At 70.7% G+C, this 18,681-nt stretch carries 19 protein-coding genes; 13 read left to right on the top strand and 6 right to left on the bottom strand.

Features of this window, described 5'->3' with window-relative positions; translation table 11 throughout:
* Window positions 1–200: 200 nt before the first annotated feature.
* The 5 genes from LXT23_RS13785 to LXT23_RS13765 all read left to right on the top strand — a co-directional run bounded on the left by LXT23_RS13785 (window position 201) and on the right by LXT23_RS13765 (window position 3,842).
* Window positions 201–845 carry a deoxynucleoside kinase gene (locus LXT23_RS13785; protein WP_253980632.1) on the top strand — a complete coding sequence of 215 codons (645 nt, stop codon included), beginning with the start codon at window positions 201–203 and terminating at the stop codon, window positions 843–845.
* A 165-nt stretch (window positions 846–1,010) separates the two neighbouring features.
* Window positions 1,011–1,931 carry a 3-methyl-2-oxobutanoate hydroxymethyltransferase gene (gene panB / locus LXT23_RS13780; RefSeq protein ID WP_253980631.1) on the top strand — a complete coding sequence of 307 codons (921 nt, stop codon included), beginning with the start codon at window positions 1,011–1,013 and terminating at the stop codon, window positions 1,929–1,931.
* Window positions 1,932–1,933: 2 nt separating this feature from the next.
* Window positions 1,934–2,791: a pantoate--beta-alanine ligase gene (gene panC / locus LXT23_RS13775; RefSeq protein WP_253980630.1), complete on the top strand. Its 858-nt coding sequence runs from the start codon at window positions 1,934–1,936 to the stop codon at window positions 2,789–2,791.
* A gap of 16 nt (window positions 2,792–2,807) precedes the next feature.
* Window positions 2,808–3,296 (top strand): SsrA-binding protein SmpB, encoded by a 489-nt coding sequence (gene smpB, locus LXT23_RS13770; protein ID WP_253980629.1) that lies wholly within the window; start codon window positions 2,808–2,810, stop codon window positions 3,294–3,296.
* Window positions 3,297–3,329: 33 nt separating this feature from the next.
* Window positions 3,330–3,842, top strand: coding sequence for a ClpXP protease specificity-enhancing factor SspB (locus LXT23_RS13765; protein WP_253980628.1), 513 nt, complete (start codon window positions 3,330–3,332; stop codon window positions 3,840–3,842).
* A 27-nt stretch (window positions 3,843–3,869) separates the two neighbouring features.
* Here LXT23_RS13765 and LXT23_RS13760 read toward each other — a convergent pair whose 3' ends face one another.
* The 6 genes from LXT23_RS13760 to LXT23_RS13735 all read right to left on the bottom strand — a co-directional run bounded on the left by LXT23_RS13760 (window position 3,870) and on the right by LXT23_RS13735 (window position 10,121).
* Complete coding sequence (locus LXT23_RS13760; protein ID WP_253980627.1) at window positions 3,870–5,672, bottom strand: serine/threonine-protein kinase; 1,803 nt, start codon at window positions 5,670–5,672, stop codon at window positions 3,870–3,872.
* A gap of 31 nt (window positions 5,673–5,703) precedes the next feature.
* Window positions 5,704–6,057, bottom strand: a complete 354-nt coding sequence (locus tag LXT23_RS13755) for a DUF971 domain-containing protein (protein WP_253980626.1) — start codon at window positions 6,055–6,057, stop codon at window positions 5,704–5,706.
* A gap of 96 nt (window positions 6,058–6,153) precedes the next feature.
* The gene (locus tag LXT23_RS13750; RefSeq protein WP_253980625.1) at window positions 6,154–7,869 is read right to left on the bottom strand and encodes an HD domain-containing phosphohydrolase; all 1,716 of its coding nucleotides are present in this window, start codon (window positions 7,867–7,869) and stop codon (window positions 6,154–6,156) included.
* Window positions 7,870–7,888: 19 nt separating this feature from the next.
* The gene (locus LXT23_RS13745) at window positions 7,889–8,773 is read right to left on the bottom strand and encodes a LysM peptidoglycan-binding domain-containing protein (RefSeq protein WP_253980624.1); all 885 of its coding nucleotides are present in this window, start codon (window positions 8,771–8,773) and stop codon (window positions 7,889–7,891) included.
* Window positions 8,770–9,219: a FecR family protein gene (locus LXT23_RS13740; protein ID WP_253981380.1), complete on the bottom strand. Its 450-nt coding sequence runs from the start codon at window positions 9,217–9,219 to the stop codon at window positions 8,770–8,772. The genes LXT23_RS13745 and LXT23_RS13740 overlap by 4 nt, the downstream gene beginning before the upstream one ends.
* 98 nt (window positions 9,220–9,317) lie before the next feature.
* On the bottom strand, window positions 9,318–10,121 hold the full coding sequence (locus tag LXT23_RS13735) for a carbon-nitrogen hydrolase family protein (protein WP_253980623.1): 804 nt from the start codon (window positions 10,119–10,121) through the stop codon (window positions 9,318–9,320).
* A 207-nt stretch (window positions 10,122–10,328) separates the two neighbouring features.
* Here LXT23_RS13735 and LXT23_RS13730 point away from each other — a divergent pair, with 207 nt between their 5' ends.
* The 8 genes from LXT23_RS13730 (at window position 10,329) to LXT23_RS13695 (ending at window position 18,589) form a co-directional block, all read left to right on the top strand.
* A complete protein-coding gene (locus LXT23_RS13730) occupies window positions 10,329–10,814 on the top strand; it encodes a ribosome maturation factor RimP (RefSeq protein WP_253980622.1) in 486 nt (161 codons plus the stop codon).
* 62 nt (window positions 10,815–10,876) lie between these two features.
* Complete coding sequence (nusA, locus tag LXT23_RS13725; protein ID WP_253980621.1) at window positions 10,877–12,577, top strand: transcription termination factor NusA; 1,701 nt, start codon at window positions 10,877–10,879, stop codon at window positions 12,575–12,577.
* Window positions 12,578–12,659: 82 nt separating this feature from the next.
* Window positions 12,660–12,905, top strand: coding sequence for a YlxR family protein (locus LXT23_RS13720; protein ID WP_253980620.1), 246 nt, complete (start codon window positions 12,660–12,662; stop codon window positions 12,903–12,905).
* 108 nt (window positions 12,906–13,013) lie between these two features.
* Window positions 13,014–16,238, top strand: coding sequence for a translation initiation factor IF-2 (gene infB, locus LXT23_RS13715; protein WP_253980619.1), 3,225 nt, complete (start codon window positions 13,014–13,016; stop codon window positions 16,236–16,238).
* Between the two features lie 113 nt (window positions 16,239–16,351).
* Window positions 16,352–16,984, top strand: coding sequence for a DUF503 domain-containing protein (locus tag LXT23_RS13710; RefSeq protein ID WP_253980618.1), 633 nt, complete (start codon window positions 16,352–16,354; stop codon window positions 16,982–16,984).
* Window positions 16,981–17,340, top strand: coding sequence for a 30S ribosome-binding factor RbfA (rbfA, locus tag LXT23_RS13705; protein ID WP_253980617.1), 360 nt, complete (start codon window positions 16,981–16,983; stop codon window positions 17,338–17,340). Before LXT23_RS13710 ends, rbfA begins: the two co-directional genes overlap by 4 nt.
* Before the next feature lie 34 nt (window positions 17,341–17,374).
* Entirely contained in the window at window positions 17,375–18,244 is an 870-nt protein-coding gene (gene truB, locus LXT23_RS13700) for a tRNA pseudouridine(55) synthase TruB (protein ID WP_253980616.1), read from the top strand.
* A gap of 21 nt (window positions 18,245–18,265) precedes the next feature.
* The gene (locus tag LXT23_RS13695) at window positions 18,266–18,589 is read left to right on the top strand and encodes a hypothetical protein (protein ID WP_253980615.1); all 324 of its coding nucleotides are present in this window, start codon (window positions 18,266–18,268) and stop codon (window positions 18,587–18,589) included.
* Window positions 18,590–18,681: the final 92 nt, after the last annotated feature.

The raw sequence follows: 18,681 nt of genomic DNA, 5'->3' as shown, positions 1-18,681 counted from the left end.
GCCATGAAGTCGCGCGGACCGTAGGGGATGCTCTCCGGAGCGTCAAGCGAGCCGGGCATCCCGGACACCGGGTGCGGCCGCGGAAAATTGCCGGATTCGGCCGGGCATGTTGTGTTATCCGCCCGGATGCGTGGCCGTGCCCTCGCGAGTGGTGGGCGCGCGGCCTCACTGTGCATTCCGCGGTCGGGAGGCCTCGGCGGATGGACTACCGGTACATCGTGGTCGAGGGGCCCATTGGCGTGGGCAAGACGAGCCTGTCCAACATCCTCGCGGAGCGCCTGTCCGGCCGGCGCATCCTCGAAATCGTGGAGGAGAATCCCTTCCTCTCCAGCTTCTATACGGACCGGCAGAAGTTCGCGTTCCAGACGCAGATCTTCTTCCTGCTGTCGCGCTTCCGGCAGCAGCAGGAGCTGTTCCAGCAGGACCTCTTCAGCTCGATGACGGTCAGCGACTACCTGTTCGCCAAGGACCGCATCTTCGCGCACCTCAACCTGGACGCCCACGAGCTGGCCCTCTACGAGCGCGTCTTCGAGGCGCTCGGGCCCCGCGTGGCCAAGCCGGACCTCGTCATCTACCTCCAGGCCCGCCTGGACGTGCTGCTGCATCGCATCAAGAAGCGCGGCCGCGAGTTCGAACGGAAGTTCGACTCCGGGTACCTGGAGGGGCTGGTCCACTCCTACAACACCTTCTTCTTCCACTACACGGAGACGCCACTGTTGGTGGTGGACACCTCGGACATCGACTTCGTCAACAACGAGGCGGACCGGGAGGACCTGCTGGCCACCATCCGGAAGGCGAAACCGGGCACCCAGCATTACCTTCCGAAGGCATCCCGACGGGCCTGAAGCCGGGCTCCCGCCAGGACGCTCGTCCTCCGGGCCCCACGGCCGCCCGAAGGGCGTTAGAGTGCGGTGACGGGCCCTGGGCTTCCGGCGATCTCCATTGGGGACGGCGAGGGGCGAAGGGGTCCGGCAGTGGCCGTCCCACCCGTCGACACAAGGAGGTGAACCGTGAAGGACAAGGTCACCATCCACACGCTGAAGCGCTTCAAGCAGATCGGCCAGAAGATCTGCATGGTTACCGCCTACGACGCCACGTTCGCCCACATCCTGGACCAGGCGGGAGCGGACGTGCTGCTCGTCGGTGACTCGCTGGGCATGGTCGTCCAGGGGCATGACTCCACGCTGCCCGTGACGATGGACCAGATGGTCTATCACTCCAAAGCGGTGACTCGCGGTGCGCGCCGGGCCCACGTGGTGGGGGATTTGCCCTTCATGAGCTACCAGGTGTCTCCCCAGGAGGCGGTGCGCAACGCCGGCCGGCTGGTGTCCGAGGGGGGCGTGGGCAGCGTCAAGCTGGAGGGTGGCGCCGAGTTCGCGGAGACGGTGCGCGCGATTACCCGCGCCAGCATCCCCGTCATGGGCCACCTGGGGCTGACGCCGCAGTCCGTGCACAAGATGGGCGGCTATGTCGTGCAGGGCCGCGACGAGGACCAAGCCCGCAAGATTCTCGACGACGCGCTGGCGCTGGAGCAGGCCGGGGCGTACGCGCTGGTGCTCGAGGGCGTGCCGCTGGAGCTGGCGCGCACGATTACCCAGAGCCTCACCATCCCCACCATCGGCATCGGCGCGGGCGTCGACTGTGACGGCCAGGTGCTGGTCTGCTACGACCTGTTGGGGATGAACCCGGACTTCAAGCCGAAGTTCGTCAAGCGCTACGCCAACCTGCACGGCTCCATCACCGAGGCGGCCGGCGCGTTCTTCTCCGAGGTGCGCAAGGGCGCCTTCCCGGACGAGGACCACTCCTTCAAGTCCAGCAAGAACATCCGCCTGGTGGCCGGCAGCCCGACCCCGACGAGGGCGGAGCTGCCCGCGACGACGACCGCCGAGGGCGGGGAGAAGATTGGCCCTGTCTACGGGGTGCCAGTCTAGCCATGGCTCCCGCCGTCCTGCGGACTCTGGCGGAAGTGAGGGCCTGGACGGCGGGGCTGCGCCGTGAGGGGCGCCGGCTCGCGCTGGTGCCCACCATGGGCTTTTTGCATGAAGGCCACCTCTCGCTCATGCGCGAGGGGCGGCGCCGCGCCGACGTGGTGGCCACCTCCATCTTCGTCAACCCCACCCAGTTCGGTCCCCGCGAGGACCTGTCGCGCTACCCGCGGGACTTGCAGGGGGACCTGGCGAAGTGCGCCAGCGCGGGGGCGGACGTCGTCTTCGCGCCGGAGGACCCGAACGTCATGTACCCGCCGGGGTACCAGACGTACGTGGAGGTGACGGACGTCAGCAAGGGCCTGTGCGGCGAGCGGCGACCGGGTCACTTCCGTGGCGTGGCGACCATCGTCACCCAGTTGCTGTGCCTGTTCCGGCCGGAGGTGGCCCTCTTCGGAGAGAAGGACTACCAGCAGCTCCAGGTCATCCAGGCGCTGAACCGGGATTTGCACCTGGGCGTGGACATTGTCGGCATGCCGACGGTGCGCGAGGCGGACGGACTGGCCATGAGCAGCCGGAACGCCTACCTGTCCCCCGAGGAGCGGCAGCGGGCGCTCTCCCTCTCGAGGGGACTGAGGGCGGCCCAGGCGCTGCTGCGCGAGGGCACGCGCGAGTCAGGTGCGCTGGTGGGCGCCGTCCGTCGCGAGCTGGAGGCAGCGGGGCTCCGGGAGGACTACGTGGAGCTGGTGGATGCGGAGCGGCTCACACCCCTGGAGCGGGTGATGCCCGGACAGAACGCCCGCCTGCTCGTCGCCGCGTTCAGTGGTACGACGCGCCTCATCGACAACATGCCGCTGGGCGGTTAGGAGACGCGGGACGCGTATGACATCCGGAGGCAAGTCGAAGGGACCTGGCGCGGAGGCCGGGGTGAAGGTCATCGCCGAGAATCGGCGTGCGCGCTTCGACTACACGGTAGACGAGAAGCTGGAGGCCGGCCTGGAGCTGACCGGCAGCGAGGTGAAGTCGCTGAGGGAAGGTATCGCCAACCTGTCGGACGCCTACGCGCTTCCCAAGGGCAGCGAGCTCTTCCTGCTCAACGCCAACATCGGCTCCTACAAGGCGGCGAGCGTCTTCGACCACCTGCCCACCCGGGGCCGGAAGCTGTTGCTGCACCGGACGGAGATTGACCGCTGGACGGCGAAGGTGCGTGAGCGGGGTTATTCCATCATCCCGCTTGTGCTGTACTTCAAGAAGGGGCGGGCCAAGGTGGAGCTGGGGCTCTGCCGCGGCAAGACGCACGAAGACAGGCGCCACGACATCAAGGAGCGGGAGACGAAGCGGGAGATGGACCGGGCGATGCGCCGACGTTGAGAGGGGCGCCCGAATTTCTCTCGCCGTACACCGATGGACGAAAAGAAGGGTCTCGACAAGAAGGAGCGGCTGCTGGCCGCGCTCGACCAGGGGATGGTGATGATCCACCTGGACGCGCGCCGCCCCGGTGTGCTCGTCCCCGCCTCCATCAAGGGTGAGGCCCATCTGCGCCTCAACCTCTCCTACCGCTTCGACCCCCCGGACCTCACGGTGGGCGAGTGGGGCGTGCGCTGCACGCTGAGCTTCTCCGGCTCGCGCTTCACGGTGGCCGTGCCCTGGTCGGCGCTGTTCGCCATCGCCAGCCACGTGACGAAGGAGTTCTGGATGTACCCGGACGACATGCCGCCGGAGCTGCTCCAGCAGCCCGCGTCGGCGCGTCCGCAGCAGCCCGTGCCGGTGGTGCCCGTGGCAGCGGAGCGCCCGCGCGCCTTCCTGCGCGAAGTCCCCAGCGAGCGCTCCGAAGAGCCGCCGCCGGAAGTCCCGCCCGAGGGGCCGAAGGACGAGCCGCCGTCTCCGCGTCGGGGCCACCTGCGCCTGGTGAAGTGAGGGGCGCGGCTTGCCGCGCCTCGCCGCTCAGCGGTCGTCCAGCGTCACCTGGAAGTCCACGGGCTGTCCGCCGCGGAAGGTGCCCTTCCACGTGCGGTAGCCCTTGTGCCGCACCTGCACGGAGAGCACCCGGTCCGGGTAGACGTTGTCCACCACCAGGGGCGTCGTCCCCACCTCCTTGCCCTCCACCCACACCGAGGCCCCCGCGGGCTGGCTGCGGACGCTGAGCACGGGCGAGGCCAGGCGGATGCCCGTCGCCGACAGCAGCTCCCGGGACACCGTGCCGCGCCAGGCCCACAGCGCGGCGCCGAGGGCCAGCACGGCCAGCCCGCCCAGCGCCAGCAACAGCCGCCTGCGGCTCCGGCCCCGCGCGGCGAGGGTGTCCTCCTGCCAGTCACTCACCGGGCGCGGCGCGCGCTCGACCAGCTCCAGCGCCTCGGCGGGCGTCTGCAGCACGCTCCGGGCGGGGAAGGGCGTGGGCGCGGGCTCCATGCTCTCCGCCAGCGTGCGGGTAGGTGACTGCTCCAGCAGGGGCGCCACCCGCGTCGTGCCGGCCGTGGCGTGGGGCCGCGCCGGGGGCAGGGCTCCCGCTCCGGCGCGGGGGGGAGTGGAGGCCCCGGGGTGGGCCGGCGGCACCCGGGGAGTGCTCATCGGCGTCGTGCCCGTGGGGCCCGCGCGGGGCGGAGTCCTCGCGGTGGGCGCGGGCGTGAAGACCGGGGAGGGCGGAGCGAGCTCCTCCGCGCAGCGGTCGCAGGGCGCGTGAGGGCTCGACAGCGGCTGGTCACAGCGGGTGCAGCGGTGCACCACCCTCCCGCTGACGCTGAGCGCCGCGCCTCCAGGGAGGGGCTCGTCGGCGTACTCCGGCCCGAAGTCGGGGGCGGGCACCGGGCCTGGGCTCCCGGCCGGTGCGTCCGAGGACTCGGCCAGCTCTCGCAGGGTGGGCGGCAGCGGCAGCTCCCTCATGAAGGCGGCGAGCGCGTGCGACGTGGCGGGCTCGCCGGCCTGGGCCAGCCACCGCGCGAGCGCCTCGGACAGCGCCTCGGGCGTCGGGAAGCGCTCCTCGGGGGTGCGGGCCAGCATGCGCAGGAGCACGTCGGCCAGCGGCGCGGGCACGTGCGGGGGACGCGGCACCTCGCGGGTGATGATGGCGTACGTCACCGCGACCGGCTCCGTCAGGGAGTGGAACGGATGGTGGCCCGTGAGCAGCTCGTGGAAGACGATGCCCAGCGAGAACTGGTCGCTCGCGGCCGTCGCGGGTGCGCCCTGGAGCACCTCGGGTGCGCTGTACGCCTCCTTGCCCTTGAAGACTCCGGGGGCCGTGAGGGACGGGCCCTCGAACCGGGCGATGCCGAAGTCCGTCACCTTCACCTCGCCCTCGCGCGACACGAGGACGTTGGAGGGAGACACGTCCCGGTGGGCGACGATGACGGGGCGCCCGGCGTGCAGCTTCCGGTACGCGTGGGACAGGCCGGCCAGGACCTGGAGCAGCACGAAGGCCGCCAGGTGCGGCGGGAAGCGCACGCCCTGGCGCGTGGCGGTGCGCAGCAGCACGCCCAAATCCCAGCCGTCCACCAGCTCCATCACCAGGAAGAGGCCATTGGGGCCCTGGCCCACGTCGTACACGGTGGCGATGTTCTGGTGCTGCAACTGCGTGGCCAGCCGCGCCTCGGCCAGGAACATGCGCGCGATGTCCGGCTCGCGTGCGAGGTATGGCAGCACGCGCTTGATGGCCACCGTGCGCTCGAAGCCCTCCGAGCGCGACACGCCCAGGAAGAGCTCCGCCATGCCTCCCACTGCCAGGGGCCGCACGAGCCGGTAGCGTTCGTTCACGGACGGCCTCCAGGGGTGACGGGGCCCGCGCTCAGGCCGTGGGCCCGCTGTCCGGCCCGGCGGTGATGTCTCGCAGCAGCTTCCAGGGGTAGATGCCGGTGGTGTGGCCGTCGCTGAAGACGAAGGCCAGCGCGTAGTTGCCCACCGGCTGCACTTCCTTGATGCGCAGGTCCGCGGGCACCTTCGCCGCGTCCAGGGTGCGCTGGTTCGTCCACTCGTCCACGCACCCGGCACAGGGGCACTGCTGGCGCAGCACCTGCGCGGAGGCGGCCGTCCTCGCCCCGTCGTCCCAGCCCAGCTCCAGCCGGGCGCCGTCCGGCGACACGCGGACGTCCGTCCCGGTGACGGGCTTTGCGGCGGGCTTGATGCGGTCCCAGAAACTCAAGGTTCCACCTTCCGAAGTCTCAACAGCGACGGGCCCTGCCTACCATCCTTCCGGCGCGGTGGCGCGGGGCGCGAGCACGCCCGCTCCACGCGGCCTTCAGGACGCGAGCTTGACCGGCAGCCGGTGGCCTTCCAGGCGCACGCCCTGCTGCGCCAGCACCCGCCGCAGCGCCAGCACCACCTGCGGGTCCAGCTGCGCGCCGCTGAGGTTGTCCAGGATTTCCATCGCCTTCTCCAGCGGCATGGCCTTCTGGTATGGGCGGGTGGAGGTGCACGCGTCGAAGGTGTCCGCGCAGGCGACGATGCGGGCCAGCAGGGGGATGTCCTCGCCCTTGAGGCGGTCCGGGTAGCCGGTGCCGTCCCAGCGCTCGTGGTGGTGGCGCACGCACGCGCGCACCGCACCCAGGAAGCTCACCGGGCCGATGATGGCGTCACCGATGGCCGGGTGCTCGCGCATGATGGCCATCTCCTGGTCCGTCAGCCGCGACTGCTTGCAGAGGATGGACTCGACGATGCCAATCTTGCCGATGTCGTGGAGGATGCCGCCGTACTGCAGCTGCCGCAGCTCGCGCTCGGTGAGGCTCAGCTCGCGCCCAATCTGCACCGCCACGTCGCCCACGCGCTGGCTGTGGCCGCGCGTGTACGCGTCCTTCGAGTCGATGGAGTTGGCCAGCGCGACGATGGTCTCCAGGTAGCCCTTCTCCAGGCTCTCGTAGAGGCCGCGGTTCTCCATGTCGTACGCGAGCAGCTGCTTGCTCATGTAGTTGAACGTCTGGGCCAGCTCGCCCAGCTCGTTCTTCTGCGGGATGTTCACCTCCACGCCGAACTTGCCGCGCGCCAGCTCCAGCGCGCCGGAGATGAAGCCCTTGAGGGGCCGCGTCAGGTTGCGGGAGAAGAGCGCCGCCAGCACCACGGCCACCAGGATGGCCGCGCCCAGGCCCAGGAGGATGCGCCGCTCCATGGCCTCCACCTGGCGGTAGGCGTGCTCCACCGGCTGCTCGGAGAGGATGGCCCAGCCGGCCTCCGGCAGCACCGTGTACGCGGCCACCACCGCGTCCCGGCCCTCGCCGAAGTTGCCCACGTGGAACAGCTCCAGCGGCTCGGCTTCCGGCCGGCCCTCCAGCTGCTTCAGCAGATGCGCCACGGGCGTGCGCTTCGACACGTCCTCGCCCAGCCCCGCCACGCCGCCGCCCCCGACGACGAGGTGCCCGTGCCGGTCCGCCAGGTACGCGAAGCCCGTGCTGCCCACGCGCTCCTGCTCCAGCATCCGCCGCAGCCCGGCCAGGGACAGGTCCGCCGCGACGTAGCCCTTCACGGGCTCGCCCACGGGGAAGGCCAGGGTCAGCACCGGCTCGCCCCGGCCCGGCTCCATCACCGCGTCCGCGTAGCGCAGCCCCTCCATGCCCTCCAGCAGCGCGCGGGCACGCTCCTCGTGCGCGGCCAGCGCGGTGGGGGACACGTCGTGCCTGGAGAAGGCCTGCAGCCCCGGCAGCCGCTTGCGGTCCGGGCCGAAGATGGTGAGGGCCAGCACCTCGCGCCGCTGCGTGAGCACCGACGCCAGGTGCGTCTGCTGCGCCTCCATCGGCAGCCCGAAGAAGCCGGGCACGCGGGCCAGGCCCAGCACCGTGTCGGTGGGCTCGTTGAGGAAGACCTCCGCCTTGAGGCGAAGCTGCTTCACCCGCTCCTGCGCCAGCTCCTGGGCGTCGCGCACCAGCAGCTCGCGCGTATGGGACACGGAGAGCCAGCCCACCATCAGCGTGGGCACGAAGCTGACCACCAGCATCAACAGGAGGATGGCTTTGAAAAGGCGCACGGTGCTGCTCCTCCGGTGGCTACTGCCACTGACCCTTCTGCACTTCGAGCTTCAGCCGCTCCGACACCAGCTCGAAGCGCCGGGCGGCGCTCGGCTCCGAGCGGCCCGTCGCGCCCACCGCCCGCACCGTCCACCGGTAGCGGCCCGCCGGCAGCACGGGCAGCTTCGCCTCCGGGGCGGAGACGGTCTGGACGAAGACAGCGGTTCCATCGGTGTCGCTCAGCACTTCCACCTCGTAGCGGTCGGCCTCGGGGACGGCCGCCCAGGCCAGCTTCACCGGGCCCAGCCGGCCTGCCTTGTCCGGGCGCCGCTTCAGCGTCTCCCCATCCTCCGGCAACCCGGGGCGCGGCGCCACCAGGGGGGGCGGGGGCGCGGGGGGCGGGCGGCCGCGCTCCACGCGCACGGACTCACCCATGGCGACCGGCTGGGTGACGCCCTCGGCCTCCACGCGCACCGCGGGCCCCTTGCTCACGCTGACGGTGGTGGAGCCTCCATCCGCGCCCACCTCCACGGAGAACGCGGACGGCTGCGGCGACGGCGCGTCCGCCACCTGCTTGCCGGCCGCGTTGGCCGCCTCGGAGGCCTGGGCATAGCGGGCGGCGCGGAAGTGCGCCTCCGCCTCCTTGAGCCGGGCCGTGGCCCCGGGCGAGCGCATGCCCGCCACCAGCGTGCGCGCCGTCTCCAGCGCCTTGAGCGCCAGCGCGCGGTCCGGGCCGGGCACCTTCAGCCGCGTGCCCGCGGCCACCGTGTCCGACTTCAGCCCGTTGAGCGCCTGGATTTCCTCGGCGGCGCTCGGGTCCCCCACCGTGCGCTCCGCCACCTGGCGCAGCGTCTCGTTGGGGCCCACCACCGCCGTGTCCACCGACGCGGCGCCCAGCCATGCGAGCAGGAACAGGGCCTTCATTGGAAGACAATCTCCCTTCCTGCCTGGATGGTGGCCGCGGGGGTGGTGACGGAGAGGGACTGCGTGGAGGGCTGCTCCAGCTCGGCGTCGATGCGGCCGCGCAGCACCGTCAGGTCCGTGCGCTGCTGGCCCGGCCGGGGGCGCGTCTCCGCCACGCCGATGAGCGAGTCCGCGCCCAGGTGCACCGTGCCGCCGTCATTGGCGAAGACGAGGTCCGCGAGGGCATTGGCCTCGGTGCGCACCTTGTCGTTCTCGAACAGGGGGAGCCCCTCGTGCGCGGCGCTCCAGTCGTCGGCGGTGGCGCGCTTTATCTGCACGTCACCCTTCAGCCCGCGCAGGTGCGCGCGCGGCTGCGGCGTGGGACGCGAGGGCGCCACGGGCGCTGGCGGCGTCTCGTCGTCGGTGCAGCCGAGCGGCGAGGCCGAGAGCGCGAGCGCGAGCAGCATGGGGGGCCAACGTCGTCCGTTCACGTAGGGGGCATTCCGGGAGGCTGCAGTGTAGCGGGGGAGGGGACCCGTGGGTAACGGGCCCGGCCACCCACACGCTAGTCCAACCGCCGGTGCTGCAGGCAGGGCAGGTTGCGGCGGATGCGCGCCTGGAGTTCCGGGTCTACGGGCGCCAGCGCCAGCCCCTCTCCCTCCGACGCCCGCGCCGTCACCAGCCCCCACGGGTCCACCACCATGGCGTGGCCATAGGTAAGGCGGTTGGCGGAGTGGCGCCCACCCTGGGCAGGTGCGAGCACGTAGGCCTGGTTTTCGATGGCCCGCGCCCGCAGGAGCACCTCCCAGTGGTCCTTGCCCGTCATCAGCGTGAAGGCCGCCGGCACGGCGAGCAGGGTGGCGCCGTCTTTCGACAGCCGCCGGTACAGCTCCGGGAAGCGCAGGTCGTAGCAGACGGACAGGCCCAGCCGCCCCACCTGTGTGTCCGCCGCCACCACCTCCGTCCCCGGCGCCACCGCCGCGGACTCCTGGTAGGTGGCCCCGTCTCCCACCTCCACGTCGAACAGGTGCATCTTCCGGTACACCGCCAGCCGATCACCGTCAGGGCCGAAGAGGACGCTGGTGTTGTACAGGCGGCCCCCCGGCGCTCCGGCCTCCAGGACGCTGCCGGCCAGCAGGGTGAGCCTCAGCTCGCGGGCCAGGGCGGCCATCCGGGAGAGCGTCGGGCCGTCCAGGGCCTCGGCGGCACCCTGGCGCTCCGGCTCCGGGCCCATCCAGGAGAAGTTCTCCGGCAGGCCCACCAGGCGGGCCCCCAGCCCGGCCGCCTGCCGCACGAGGCGGGTGGCGACCTCCAGGTTGTGGCTCTTGTCCGCGGTGGACACCATCTGCGCGGCGGCGATGAGGTGCATGGGCCCGTTATAACGCCCGTCCGGGTCGTGGAACCCCTGGGAATTCCTTGCCCTGTCGGGCAGGTTTCACCCGGAGCAGGAGGGTGCGTCCTTCCTTTACACCCCGACGGGGCGTGTGCTACGGACGCCCCCACATTTTTCGATGTCGAACCTCGAAAAGTGGGCCGCGTGCCCGCTTTTCGCGTTTTTGGAGACCTGTTTCCCGGTATGACGGAGAAGACCCTCAAGCAGACGGTGGAGGAGAAGGCCGCCAGCCTGCTCGAGCCCATCGTCGCGGGTGAAGGCCTCGAGCTTCTGGAAGTGGAGTTCGTCCGGGAGCGCGAGGGCTGGGTGCTTCGGCTGTTCATCGACAAGCCGGGTGGCAGGGTGGGGCTGGAGGAGTGCAGCCAGGTGTCGCGCGCGGTGGACCCGTCGCTCGACGTGGAGGACTTCATCCCCCACGAGTACAGCCTGGAGGTCTCCAGTCCCGGGGTGAACCGGCCGCTGAAGAAGCCGGCGCACTTCGAGCGGGTGAAGGGACAGAAGGTGAAGGTGAAGAGCTTCGGGCCGGTGGGAGACCCCCCGCGCAAGAACTTCACCGGCACGCTGACCGAGGTGGCAGGCGACGGCATCTCGGTGGAGGTGGAAGGGGCCGGAACCTTCCACATCCTCTTCAAGGACATCGCCAAGGCGAACCTGGAGTTCGAGTTCTAGACGTCGACATACAGGGTGCCCCTCCGTGCGAGGGCGCCCGTGGACCCTTTTAGGAGAAGACCATGCCCACGCAGCAAGCCAACCCGAGCGTCAACCTCAACCTCGTCCTGGACCAGGTCGCCAAGGACAAGGGCATCGACCGGGCTGTGCTGATTGCCACCCTCGAGGACGCGATGAAGACCGCGGCCAAGAAGCACTTTGGCCAGGACCGCGAGCTCGAGGCCAAGTACGACGCCGACAAGGGCGTGGTGGAGCTGTTCCAGGCCATCACCGTGGTCGAGGAAATCGTCGACCCGGTCCAGGCCGTCAATCAGATCACCATCGCCGAGGCGCACCGCAAGGGCATGGAAGTGGAGTCGGGCGACGAGCTCGTCTTCCAGATCTTCTACCGGGACGAGGACGCGGCCGAGGCGAAGGCCCAGGACGACCAGTACGGCGACATCCTCCGCCTGAAGACCTTCCGCCGCGGCTTCGGCCGCATCGCGGCGCAGACGGCCAAGCAGGTCATCCTGCAGCGCACGCGCGACGCGGAGCGGGAGAACGTCTTCAACGAGTACCGCGACCGGAAGAACGAAATCGTCACCGGCATCGCCCGCCGGTTCGAGCGCGGCAACATCATCGTGGACCTGGGCCGCGCCGAGGCCGTGCTGCCGGTGCGCGAGCAGGTGCCGCGCGAGACGTACCGCCCCGGCGACCGCGTCCAGGCCTACGTGCTGGACGTGCTGCGCGAGTCCAAGGGCCCGCAGATCGTCCTCAGCCGCGCCTCCGTCAACCTGCTCACCAAGCTGTTCGAGATGGAGGTGCCGGAAATCGCCGAGGGCATCGTCGTCATCGAGGCGGCGGCGCGAGAGCCGGGCGGCCGGGCGAAGATTGCCGTGTCCAGCCGCGACTCGGACGTGGACCCGGTGGGCGCGTGCGTGGGCATGAAGGGCAGCCGCGTGCAGGCGGTGGTGCAGGAGCTGCGCGGAGAGAAGATCGACATCGTCCCCTTCGACGAGGACCCGGCGCGCTTCGTGTGCTCGGCCCTGGCCCCCGCGGAGGTCAGCCGCGTCATCATCGACGAGGCCAACCACGCCATGGAGCTCATCGTCCCGGACGACCAGCTCAGCCTCGCCATCGGCCGGCGCGGGCAGAACGTGCGCCTGGCCGCCCAGCTCACCGGCTGGAAGCTGGACATCAACAGCGAGAGCCGGGTGCGCGAGCTGCGCGAGTTCGCCAACCGCTCGCTGGGCTCGCTGCCGGGCGTCAACGAGATGCTGGTGGAGACGCTCTACGCGCACGGCTTCCGCCAGGCGCGCGACATCGCCGACGCCAACGCGGAGATGCTGGCGCAACTGCCCGGCATCGACCCCGCCCGCATCCCCGCCATGCAGGAGGCCGCGCGCAAGCGCATGGTCGAGGACCAGGCGGAGCTGTCGCGCATGGATTATGAAAGGGAGCAGGCCCGGATTGCCGAGGCCCGGCGCCACCCGGACGAGCTCAACCAGTCCGAGCGCATGGCCCGCGTGCGCGGCGTCGGCGAGAAGACCATCGAGCAGCTCATCCTCGCCGGCTACAAGTCGGTGGAGGACATCGCCAACGAGAAGGACCTGGCGAAGCTGGGCGACGTGCCGGGTGTGGGAATCAAGAAGGCCCGCCAGCTGAAGAGCGCGGCGGAGAACTACCTCGTGGAGGAGGCCAAGCTGCGCGCGGAGCTGAATGCCGAGCGTGGCGTCATGGCGGTGACCCTGGACGGTGGCGCGGAAGCCACCAAGTCACCGTAAGCTAGGAAAGGGAGGGGACGTGGGGCGCCCGACCGGTCGTTCAGTGCCGGGGGAGCAGAGCGCGGAGTCAGGTCCGGTCCGGATGTGCGTCGGATGCGGGTCGAAGCGACCGCAAGCGGAGCTCACCCGGTTCGTGGTAGGGCCCGGGGGCGCCATCGAGGTGGACAGGGCACGGCGGCTCCCAGGGCGGGGCGCCTACCTGTGCGGTGCCGGTTGTCTGACGGCGGCGCTGAAGCGGAAGGCCTTCGGAAGGGCCTTCCGCGGCAAGGCGGGGCAGGTTGACCCGTCGCAGCTCGGGCAGGCATGGGAGCCGGGGACGGGGAGCTAAGGGGTGCAGGGGGGGAGTGGGTGTTAAGGACCACTCGCACACATTTTCGGGTTTGGACTAGGGTGCTGCGCCCCGGAGTCGGCGGAGCAGAAGGCCAACAAGGGCAATATGTCGAAGAAGCGCGTCCACGAAATCGCCAAAGAGCTCAAGGGCCACGGAATTGAGCTCGACAACAAGGAGGTCGTAACCGAGCTTTCTGCGCTCGGGTACGACGTCAAGAGCCACTCGTCTTCTCTCGATGACGACCAGGCGACAGCCGCGGTCCAGAAGATCCTGGACAAGCGCAAGCCGAAGCAGGCCACTCCGCCGGTGACGGCGAAGGGGTTCGTCGTCCGCCGCAAGGTGGGCGCGCCTTCGGGTGGTGCGTCCTCCGACATGGGGGGCGAGGCCTCGCAGGGCGACTACGCCCAGGCCAACCACGAGCAGTCCTACGAGGCGACGGCATCCGCCGCCCCGACGCATTACGAGGAGCCGCCGTCGGCTCCGGTCGCCGAGGCCCCCCAGGCCCAGGCTCCAGTCGAAGCGCCCCGCGCGGCGGAGCCGCAGCGGGTGGAGGCCGCCCCGGAGACTCCGGCGGCCCCCGCCGTCACCACCAGTCCCCAGCCCCCGCCGGTCGCCGAGGCCCCCCAGGCCCCTGCTTCCGTCGCGGCCCAGACCCCGCCAGTGACCGAGGCCCCCAGGGCCCCGGTCGAGGCTCCCCGCGCCGCTTCCGCCCAACCGGCGGCCGCCGCGCAGCCCAATCCCCCAGCTCAGGAGCGCACCACCTTGCCCCAACCCCCCCCCCGCTCAGCGGTCCCGCCGACCGTCCGGACGCCTTCGAGTACGTCTACGTCCGCGACCGTCGTGTCCCGGGGTCCTGGTTACGTCCAGCGCGGTGGTCCCGGTGGGGGTCGTCCTGGCGGGCCGGGTGGCCCGGGTGGGCGTCCGGGTGGACCGGGTGGTCCTGGCGGCCGTCCGGGTGGACCGGGTGGCCCTGGCGGCCGTCCGGGTGGGCCCGGTGGTCCGGGTGGGCGTCCGGGTGGACCGGGCGGTCGTCCCAGCTATCAGGGGCAGTCGCCCTCGTATCAGGGTCCGGGCGCGCGTCCGGGTCAGGGGCCGGTGCGCCCCACCGCGGCGCCGGGCACGGGTGCCCAGCCCTCGGCCTCGGCGGCTCCCTCGGGTCCCACCATCATGGTGGGCGGTGTGCCGCACGCCCAGGTCTCCCCCACGGGTGGCCAGGCGCGGCCCACGGCGACGCAGGCCGTCGTCATCTCGCGTCCGCTCATCCAGGTCCGCCGGGTGACCCCGACGGCCGGCCAGGCCAAGCAGTACCCCATGGCGCCGGGCCGCGCGGGCATCCCCGAGCGGCGTGAGTACAAGGTCGTCCCCGACCACCTCGGTCGTGGCCGCGAGCTGGTGGACGTCTCCAAGAACAAGGAGCGGGGCCAGCGCAAGCGCACCAGCGGCGATACGACGAGCGTGTCCAAGCAGGAACTGACGGACATGGTCTGGGGCCGCGTCACCATCCCCATCCGTGGCAAGAAGAAGAAGCCCACGAAGAAGGGCGCCAAGACGCAGATCACCCAGATGGCCGAGGAGAAGAAGGTCATCAAGCTGCAGGAGGGCATCAGCGTGTCCGACCTGGGCCAGCGCATGGGTGTGCGCAGCGCGGACATCATCAAGAAGCTGATGGGCCTGGGGAAGATGGCCACGGCCAACCAGCTCGTCGACGCGGACACCGCGGAGATGCTCGCCGCCGACTACGGCTGGAAGATCGAGCGCGTCGGCTTCGAGGTGGAGGACTACCTGCCCGAGGTGGAGGCCCGTCCCGAGGACGAGCGTCCCCGTCCGCCGGTGGTCACCATCATGGGCCACGTCGACCACGGCAAGACGAGCCTCCTGGACGCCATCCGCAAGGCGAACGTGGCGGCGGGCGAGGCCGGCGGCATCACCCAGCACATCGGCGCGTACAGCATCTCCACGTCGCGCGGCGACGTGACGTTCCTCGACACGCCGGGCCACGAGGCCTTCACGTCCATGCGCGCCCGTGGCGCCGACGTGACGGACATCGTGGTGCTGGTGGTGGCCGCGGATGACGGCGTGATGCCCCAGACGGTGGAGGCCATCAAGCACGCCAAGGCGGCCGAGGTGCCCATCGTCGTCGCCATCAACAAGATGGACGTGCCGGGCGCCAACCTGGACCGCGTGAAGAAGGACCTGGCCACCCACGAGCTCGTCCCCGAGGAGTGGGGCGGCGACACCATCATGGTGCCCGTCTCCGCGAAGACGAAGGAGAACCTGGACCTGCTGCTGGAGAACCTGGCCCTGCAGGCCGAGGTGCTCGAGCTCACGTCCAACCCGAGCCGCCCGTCGGTGGGTGCCATCATCGAGGCCAAGCTGGACCGCGGCCGCGGGCCGGTGGCCACCGTGCTGGTGCAGGAGGGCACGCTGAAGCTGGGCGACGCCATCGTCACCGGGACGCACTACGGCCGTGTCCGTGCGATGACGAACAGCCGCGGCGAGGCGGTGAAGGAAGTGAAGCCCGGCTACTGCGCCGAGGTCATCGGCCTGTCCGGTGTGCCGAGCGCGGGCGACGCCATCAACGTGGTGGCGGACGAGAAGGCGGCCAAGCAGATCGCCGAGCACCGCAACATGAAGGAGCGGCAGACCGAGCTCACCAAGGTCAACCGCGAGTCGCTGGAGCAGCTCTTCGCCAAGACGAAGGCCGGCGGCGGTCCCAAGGAGCTGCGCGTCGTCATCAAGGCGGACGTGCAGGGCTCGGCCGAGGCCGTCAAGCAGGCCGTCCAGAAGCTCTCCACCCACAAGGTCAAGGTGGAGGTCATCCACTCGGGTGTGGGTGCCATCACCGAGGGCGACGTGATGCGGGCGGCCGCCTCCAAGGGCGTGGTGCTCGGCTTCAACGTCAACCCGGAGTCCGGCGCCGAGGCCGCGGCCAAGGCGCAGCAGGTGGTGCTGCAGAGCTACTCCATCATCTACGAGCTCATCGACGGGGTGAGGACGGAGATGGAGGGGCTGCTGGAGCCCATCCGCACGGAGCGCAAGCTGGGCCGGGCGGAGGTGCGCAACACCTTCAACGTGCCCCGCCTGGGCACCATCGCCGGTGCGGCGGTGCTGGATGGCGTCATCAAGCGCGGCTCGTTCGTCCGCCTCATGCGGGAGAACAAGCAGCTCTTCTCCGGGAAGATGGCGTCGCTGCGGCGCTTCAAGGACGACGTCAAGGAGGTCGCGCAGGGCTTCGAGTGCGGTATCGGCATCGAGAACTTCAACGACCTCAAGCCCGGTGACATCATCGAGGCGTACGAGATTGAAGAGACCCGGCAGAGCCTCAGCTAGCCGGCAAGCCTGAGTGCCCTCCCTGAAACCCTGGGAAGACCCCATCTTCCCAGGGTGCTGATGCCCCGGTGGCCGCCCTTGCTGGCGCGGCCGCCGGAGGCTGGGGGACTTCTATGTTCGTTGGTGTCGCACGCCTCACCCTCCAGATTCCGGACAGCGGCTCGCTCAAGTCCAAGCGGCAGGTGCTCCGCCGGGTGACGGACCGGGTGAAGGCACGGTTCAACGTGGCCGTGGCCGAGGTCGATGACCAGGATCTCTGGCAGAAGGCCGCGGTTGCACTCGCCGTGGTGGGCAATGACCGCCGCCACGTGGACGAGCAGATGGAGAAGATCATCCACTTCGTCGAGGAGATGTACATCGCCCCGCTGATGGCGCGGGAGACGGAGATCCTCGGCTTCGGCGACCAGCTCTTCTCCGGGGGGCAGGGCCGCCCGCCTTCCCGGGGCCCGGCCGCCGCGCGGGGCCGCGACGACGAGGACGATGACTCCGACGATGACGAGGACGCCTCACCCGAGGACGCGGCGGCGCAGAGCGAGGCCGCCATTGCCCGCTTCCTGAGGGGTGAGAAGGCGTCGCTGGCGGAGGCGGAGGGGCTGGGTGACTGGGAGCGCCGGCATGAAGGCGACAATGATGGCGGCGTCAGCACGGGCCGCCCGTCTCCGTCGGGCGGTGGACGGATGACGATGGACGAGGCGCGGGCCCGGGCCCGCACCCTGCGCAACCCGCGAGACTGGGAGAAGAAATGACGACGCATTCCCGACCGGAGCGCGTGGGGCAGGAAATCCAGGCGGCCATCGGCGACCTGCTCGCCCGAGGCATGCTGAGGGACCCGCGCATCGGCTACATCACCATCACCGGCGTGAAGGTCTCCCCCGACCTGCGCGTGGCGCGTGTCTTCTATTCGATGATTGGCACCGAGCAGGAGCGGGCGGACACGCAGAAGGGACTGGAGGCCGCCAAGGGCTTCGTGCGCCGGGAGGTGACGTCCACCGTCAACCTGCGCGTGTCGCCGGAGATCTTCTTCTCCTTCGACGAGTCCGTGGGAGAGGGAGACAAGATTGACCGTCTCCTCCGCGAGGTCCGGAGCAAGGAAGGCTGGTAGTTCCAGCCCCGGGCCCACAATATTGGCGTGAGACATGGACGGCGTCCTGGTCATCGACAAGCCCTCGGGCCCCACGTCTTTTGACGTGGTGCGACAGGTGCGTTCGCTGCTGAAGCTGAAGAAGGTGGGCCACACGGGGACGCTGGACCCGATGGCCACCGGCGTGCTGCCGCTCTGCCTGGGCGAGGCCACCAAGGTGGCGGGCTTCATCACGGAAGGCGACAAGGCCTACGACGCCACGGTGCGCCTGGGGGCCGAGACGGACACCCAGGACGCGCAGGGGCAGGTGACGGCGCAGGCCCCGGTGCCCCCGCTGACGCCCGCGCTGCTGGAGGCCGCGCTGGCGCGCTTCCGGGGCTCCTTCGAGCAGGTGCCGCCCATGTACTCGGCGGTGAAGGTGGCGGGCAAGCGCCTGTACGAGCTGGCCCGCGCCGGCGAGGAGGTGGAGCGCGCTGCCCGCCAGGTGACGGTATACGAGCTGGTGCTGCGGGACTTCTCCGCGGACCGGCTGCAGCTGTCGGTGCGCTGCTCCAAGGGCTTCTTCGTGCGCACGCTGGCCCACGAGCTGGGGCGCGCGCTCGGCTGTGGCGCCCACCTGGAAGCCCTGCGGCGCACCCACAGCGGCGCGTTCAGCCTGGCCCAGGCGCTGCCGCTGGCGGACGTGCCGGCCCTGGCGAGGGAGGGGACGCTGGCCGGAAGGCTGGTGCCCATCTCCGACGCGCTGGTGGAGCTGCCCGCGGTGCGGGTGGGCGCGGCGGAGGCCGAGCGGGTCTCCCATGGCGTGCCGGTGGAGGTCCCCGCGGGGCCTCCGGGCCGCGTGCGCGTGGTGGGGCCGGACGGCACGCTGCTGGCGGTGGCTGAAGTCGTGGCCGGCCGGCTGCGCTACCTGCGGGTGCTCGTCTAGCGAGCGGAGCTGCCTCCCACCGTGTCCGGAACCCATGAAGTCACGGTGGTGGTGGCCCCCGCGCTGCGCGGCGCCTTTGAGGGCCGTCGCCTCGTGAGCCTGGGCGTGCCCGACGGCGCCGGGGTGGGCGAGGTGCTGGAGTCCCTCTTCAAGCTCTACCCCCGGGCGCGGCAGTACCTGCTGGGGGAGCGGGGCGGCTCGGGCCCCTTCCTCCACGTCGCCATGGACGAGCGCTCGGCCGAGGAGCTGGCCCGGGGCGGCGGGGGGCTGTCCGCCGGCCTGAAGCTGTACGTCTTCGCACTGTCCGGCCCCCCGAGGGGGCGTCAGGCAGGCGGCGAAGGTTGACCCTTGTGGGGGCGAAGCTTATAAGCCCCCCGCTCGTTAGTAGGACGAAACCCGGTCTGTACCCCTCCGCGGACCGTGGTGGTTTCGAGCAG

The organism is Pyxidicoccus xibeiensis (genome assembly GCF_024198175.1).
Lineage (GTDB): Bacteria > Myxococcota > Myxococcia > Myxococcales > Myxococcaceae > Myxococcus > Myxococcus xibeiensis.
Note: the sequence above shows the minus strand (reverse complement) of the source record. Positions and strands in the feature narration are given on the sequence as shown.

Excerpts from the sequence above, each read along its gene's own strand:
- LXT23_RS13785 (WP_253980632.1), top strand. The coding sequence starts at position 201 with ATGGACTACCGGTACATCGTGGTCGAGGGGCCCATTGGCGTGGGCAAG.
- LXT23_RS13740 (WP_253981380.1), bottom strand. The coding sequence starts at position 9,219 with ATGCTGCTCGCGCTCGCGCTCTCGGCCTCGCCGCTCGGCTGCACCGAC.
- LXT23_RS13720 (WP_253980620.1), top strand. The coding sequence starts at position 12,660 with ATGTGCGTCGGATGCGGGTCGAAGCGACCGCAAGCGGAGCTCACCCGG.
- panC (WP_253980630.1), top strand. The coding sequence starts at position 1,934 with ATGGCTCCCGCCGTCCTGCGGACTCTGGCGGAAGTGAGGGCCTGGACG.
- truB (WP_253980616.1), top strand. The coding sequence starts at position 17,375 with ATGGACGGCGTCCTGGTCATCGACAAGCCCTCGGGCCCCACGTCTTTT.
- rbfA (WP_253980617.1), top strand. The coding sequence starts at position 16,981 with ATGACGACGCATTCCCGACCGGAGCGCGTGGGGCAGGAAATCCAGGCG.
- LXT23_RS13710 (WP_253980618.1), top strand. The coding sequence starts at position 16,352 with ATGTTCGTTGGTGTCGCACGCCTCACCCTCCAGATTCCGGACAGCGGC.
- LXT23_RS13765 (WP_253980628.1), top strand. The coding sequence starts at position 3,330 with ATGGACGAAAAGAAGGGTCTCGACAAGAAGGAGCGGCTGCTGGCCGCG.
- smpB (WP_253980629.1), top strand. The coding sequence starts at position 2,808 with ATGACATCCGGAGGCAAGTCGAAGGGACCTGGCGCGGAGGCCGGGGTG.
- nusA (WP_253980621.1), top strand. The coding sequence starts at position 10,877 with ATGCCCACGCAGCAAGCCAACCCGAGCGTCAACCTCAACCTCGTCCTG.
- LXT23_RS13745 (WP_253980624.1), bottom strand. The coding sequence starts at position 8,773 with ATGAAGGCCCTGTTCCTGCTCGCATGGCTGGGCGCCGCGTCGGTGGAC.
- infB (WP_253980619.1), top strand. The coding sequence starts at position 13,014 with ATGTCGAAGAAGCGCGTCCACGAAATCGCCAAAGAGCTCAAGGGCCAC.
- LXT23_RS13735 (WP_253980623.1), bottom strand. The coding sequence starts at position 10,121 with ATGCACCTCATCGCCGCCGCGCAGATGGTGTCCACCGCGGACAAGAGC.
- LXT23_RS13730 (WP_253980622.1), top strand. The coding sequence starts at position 10,329 with ATGACGGAGAAGACCCTCAAGCAGACGGTGGAGGAGAAGGCCGCCAGC.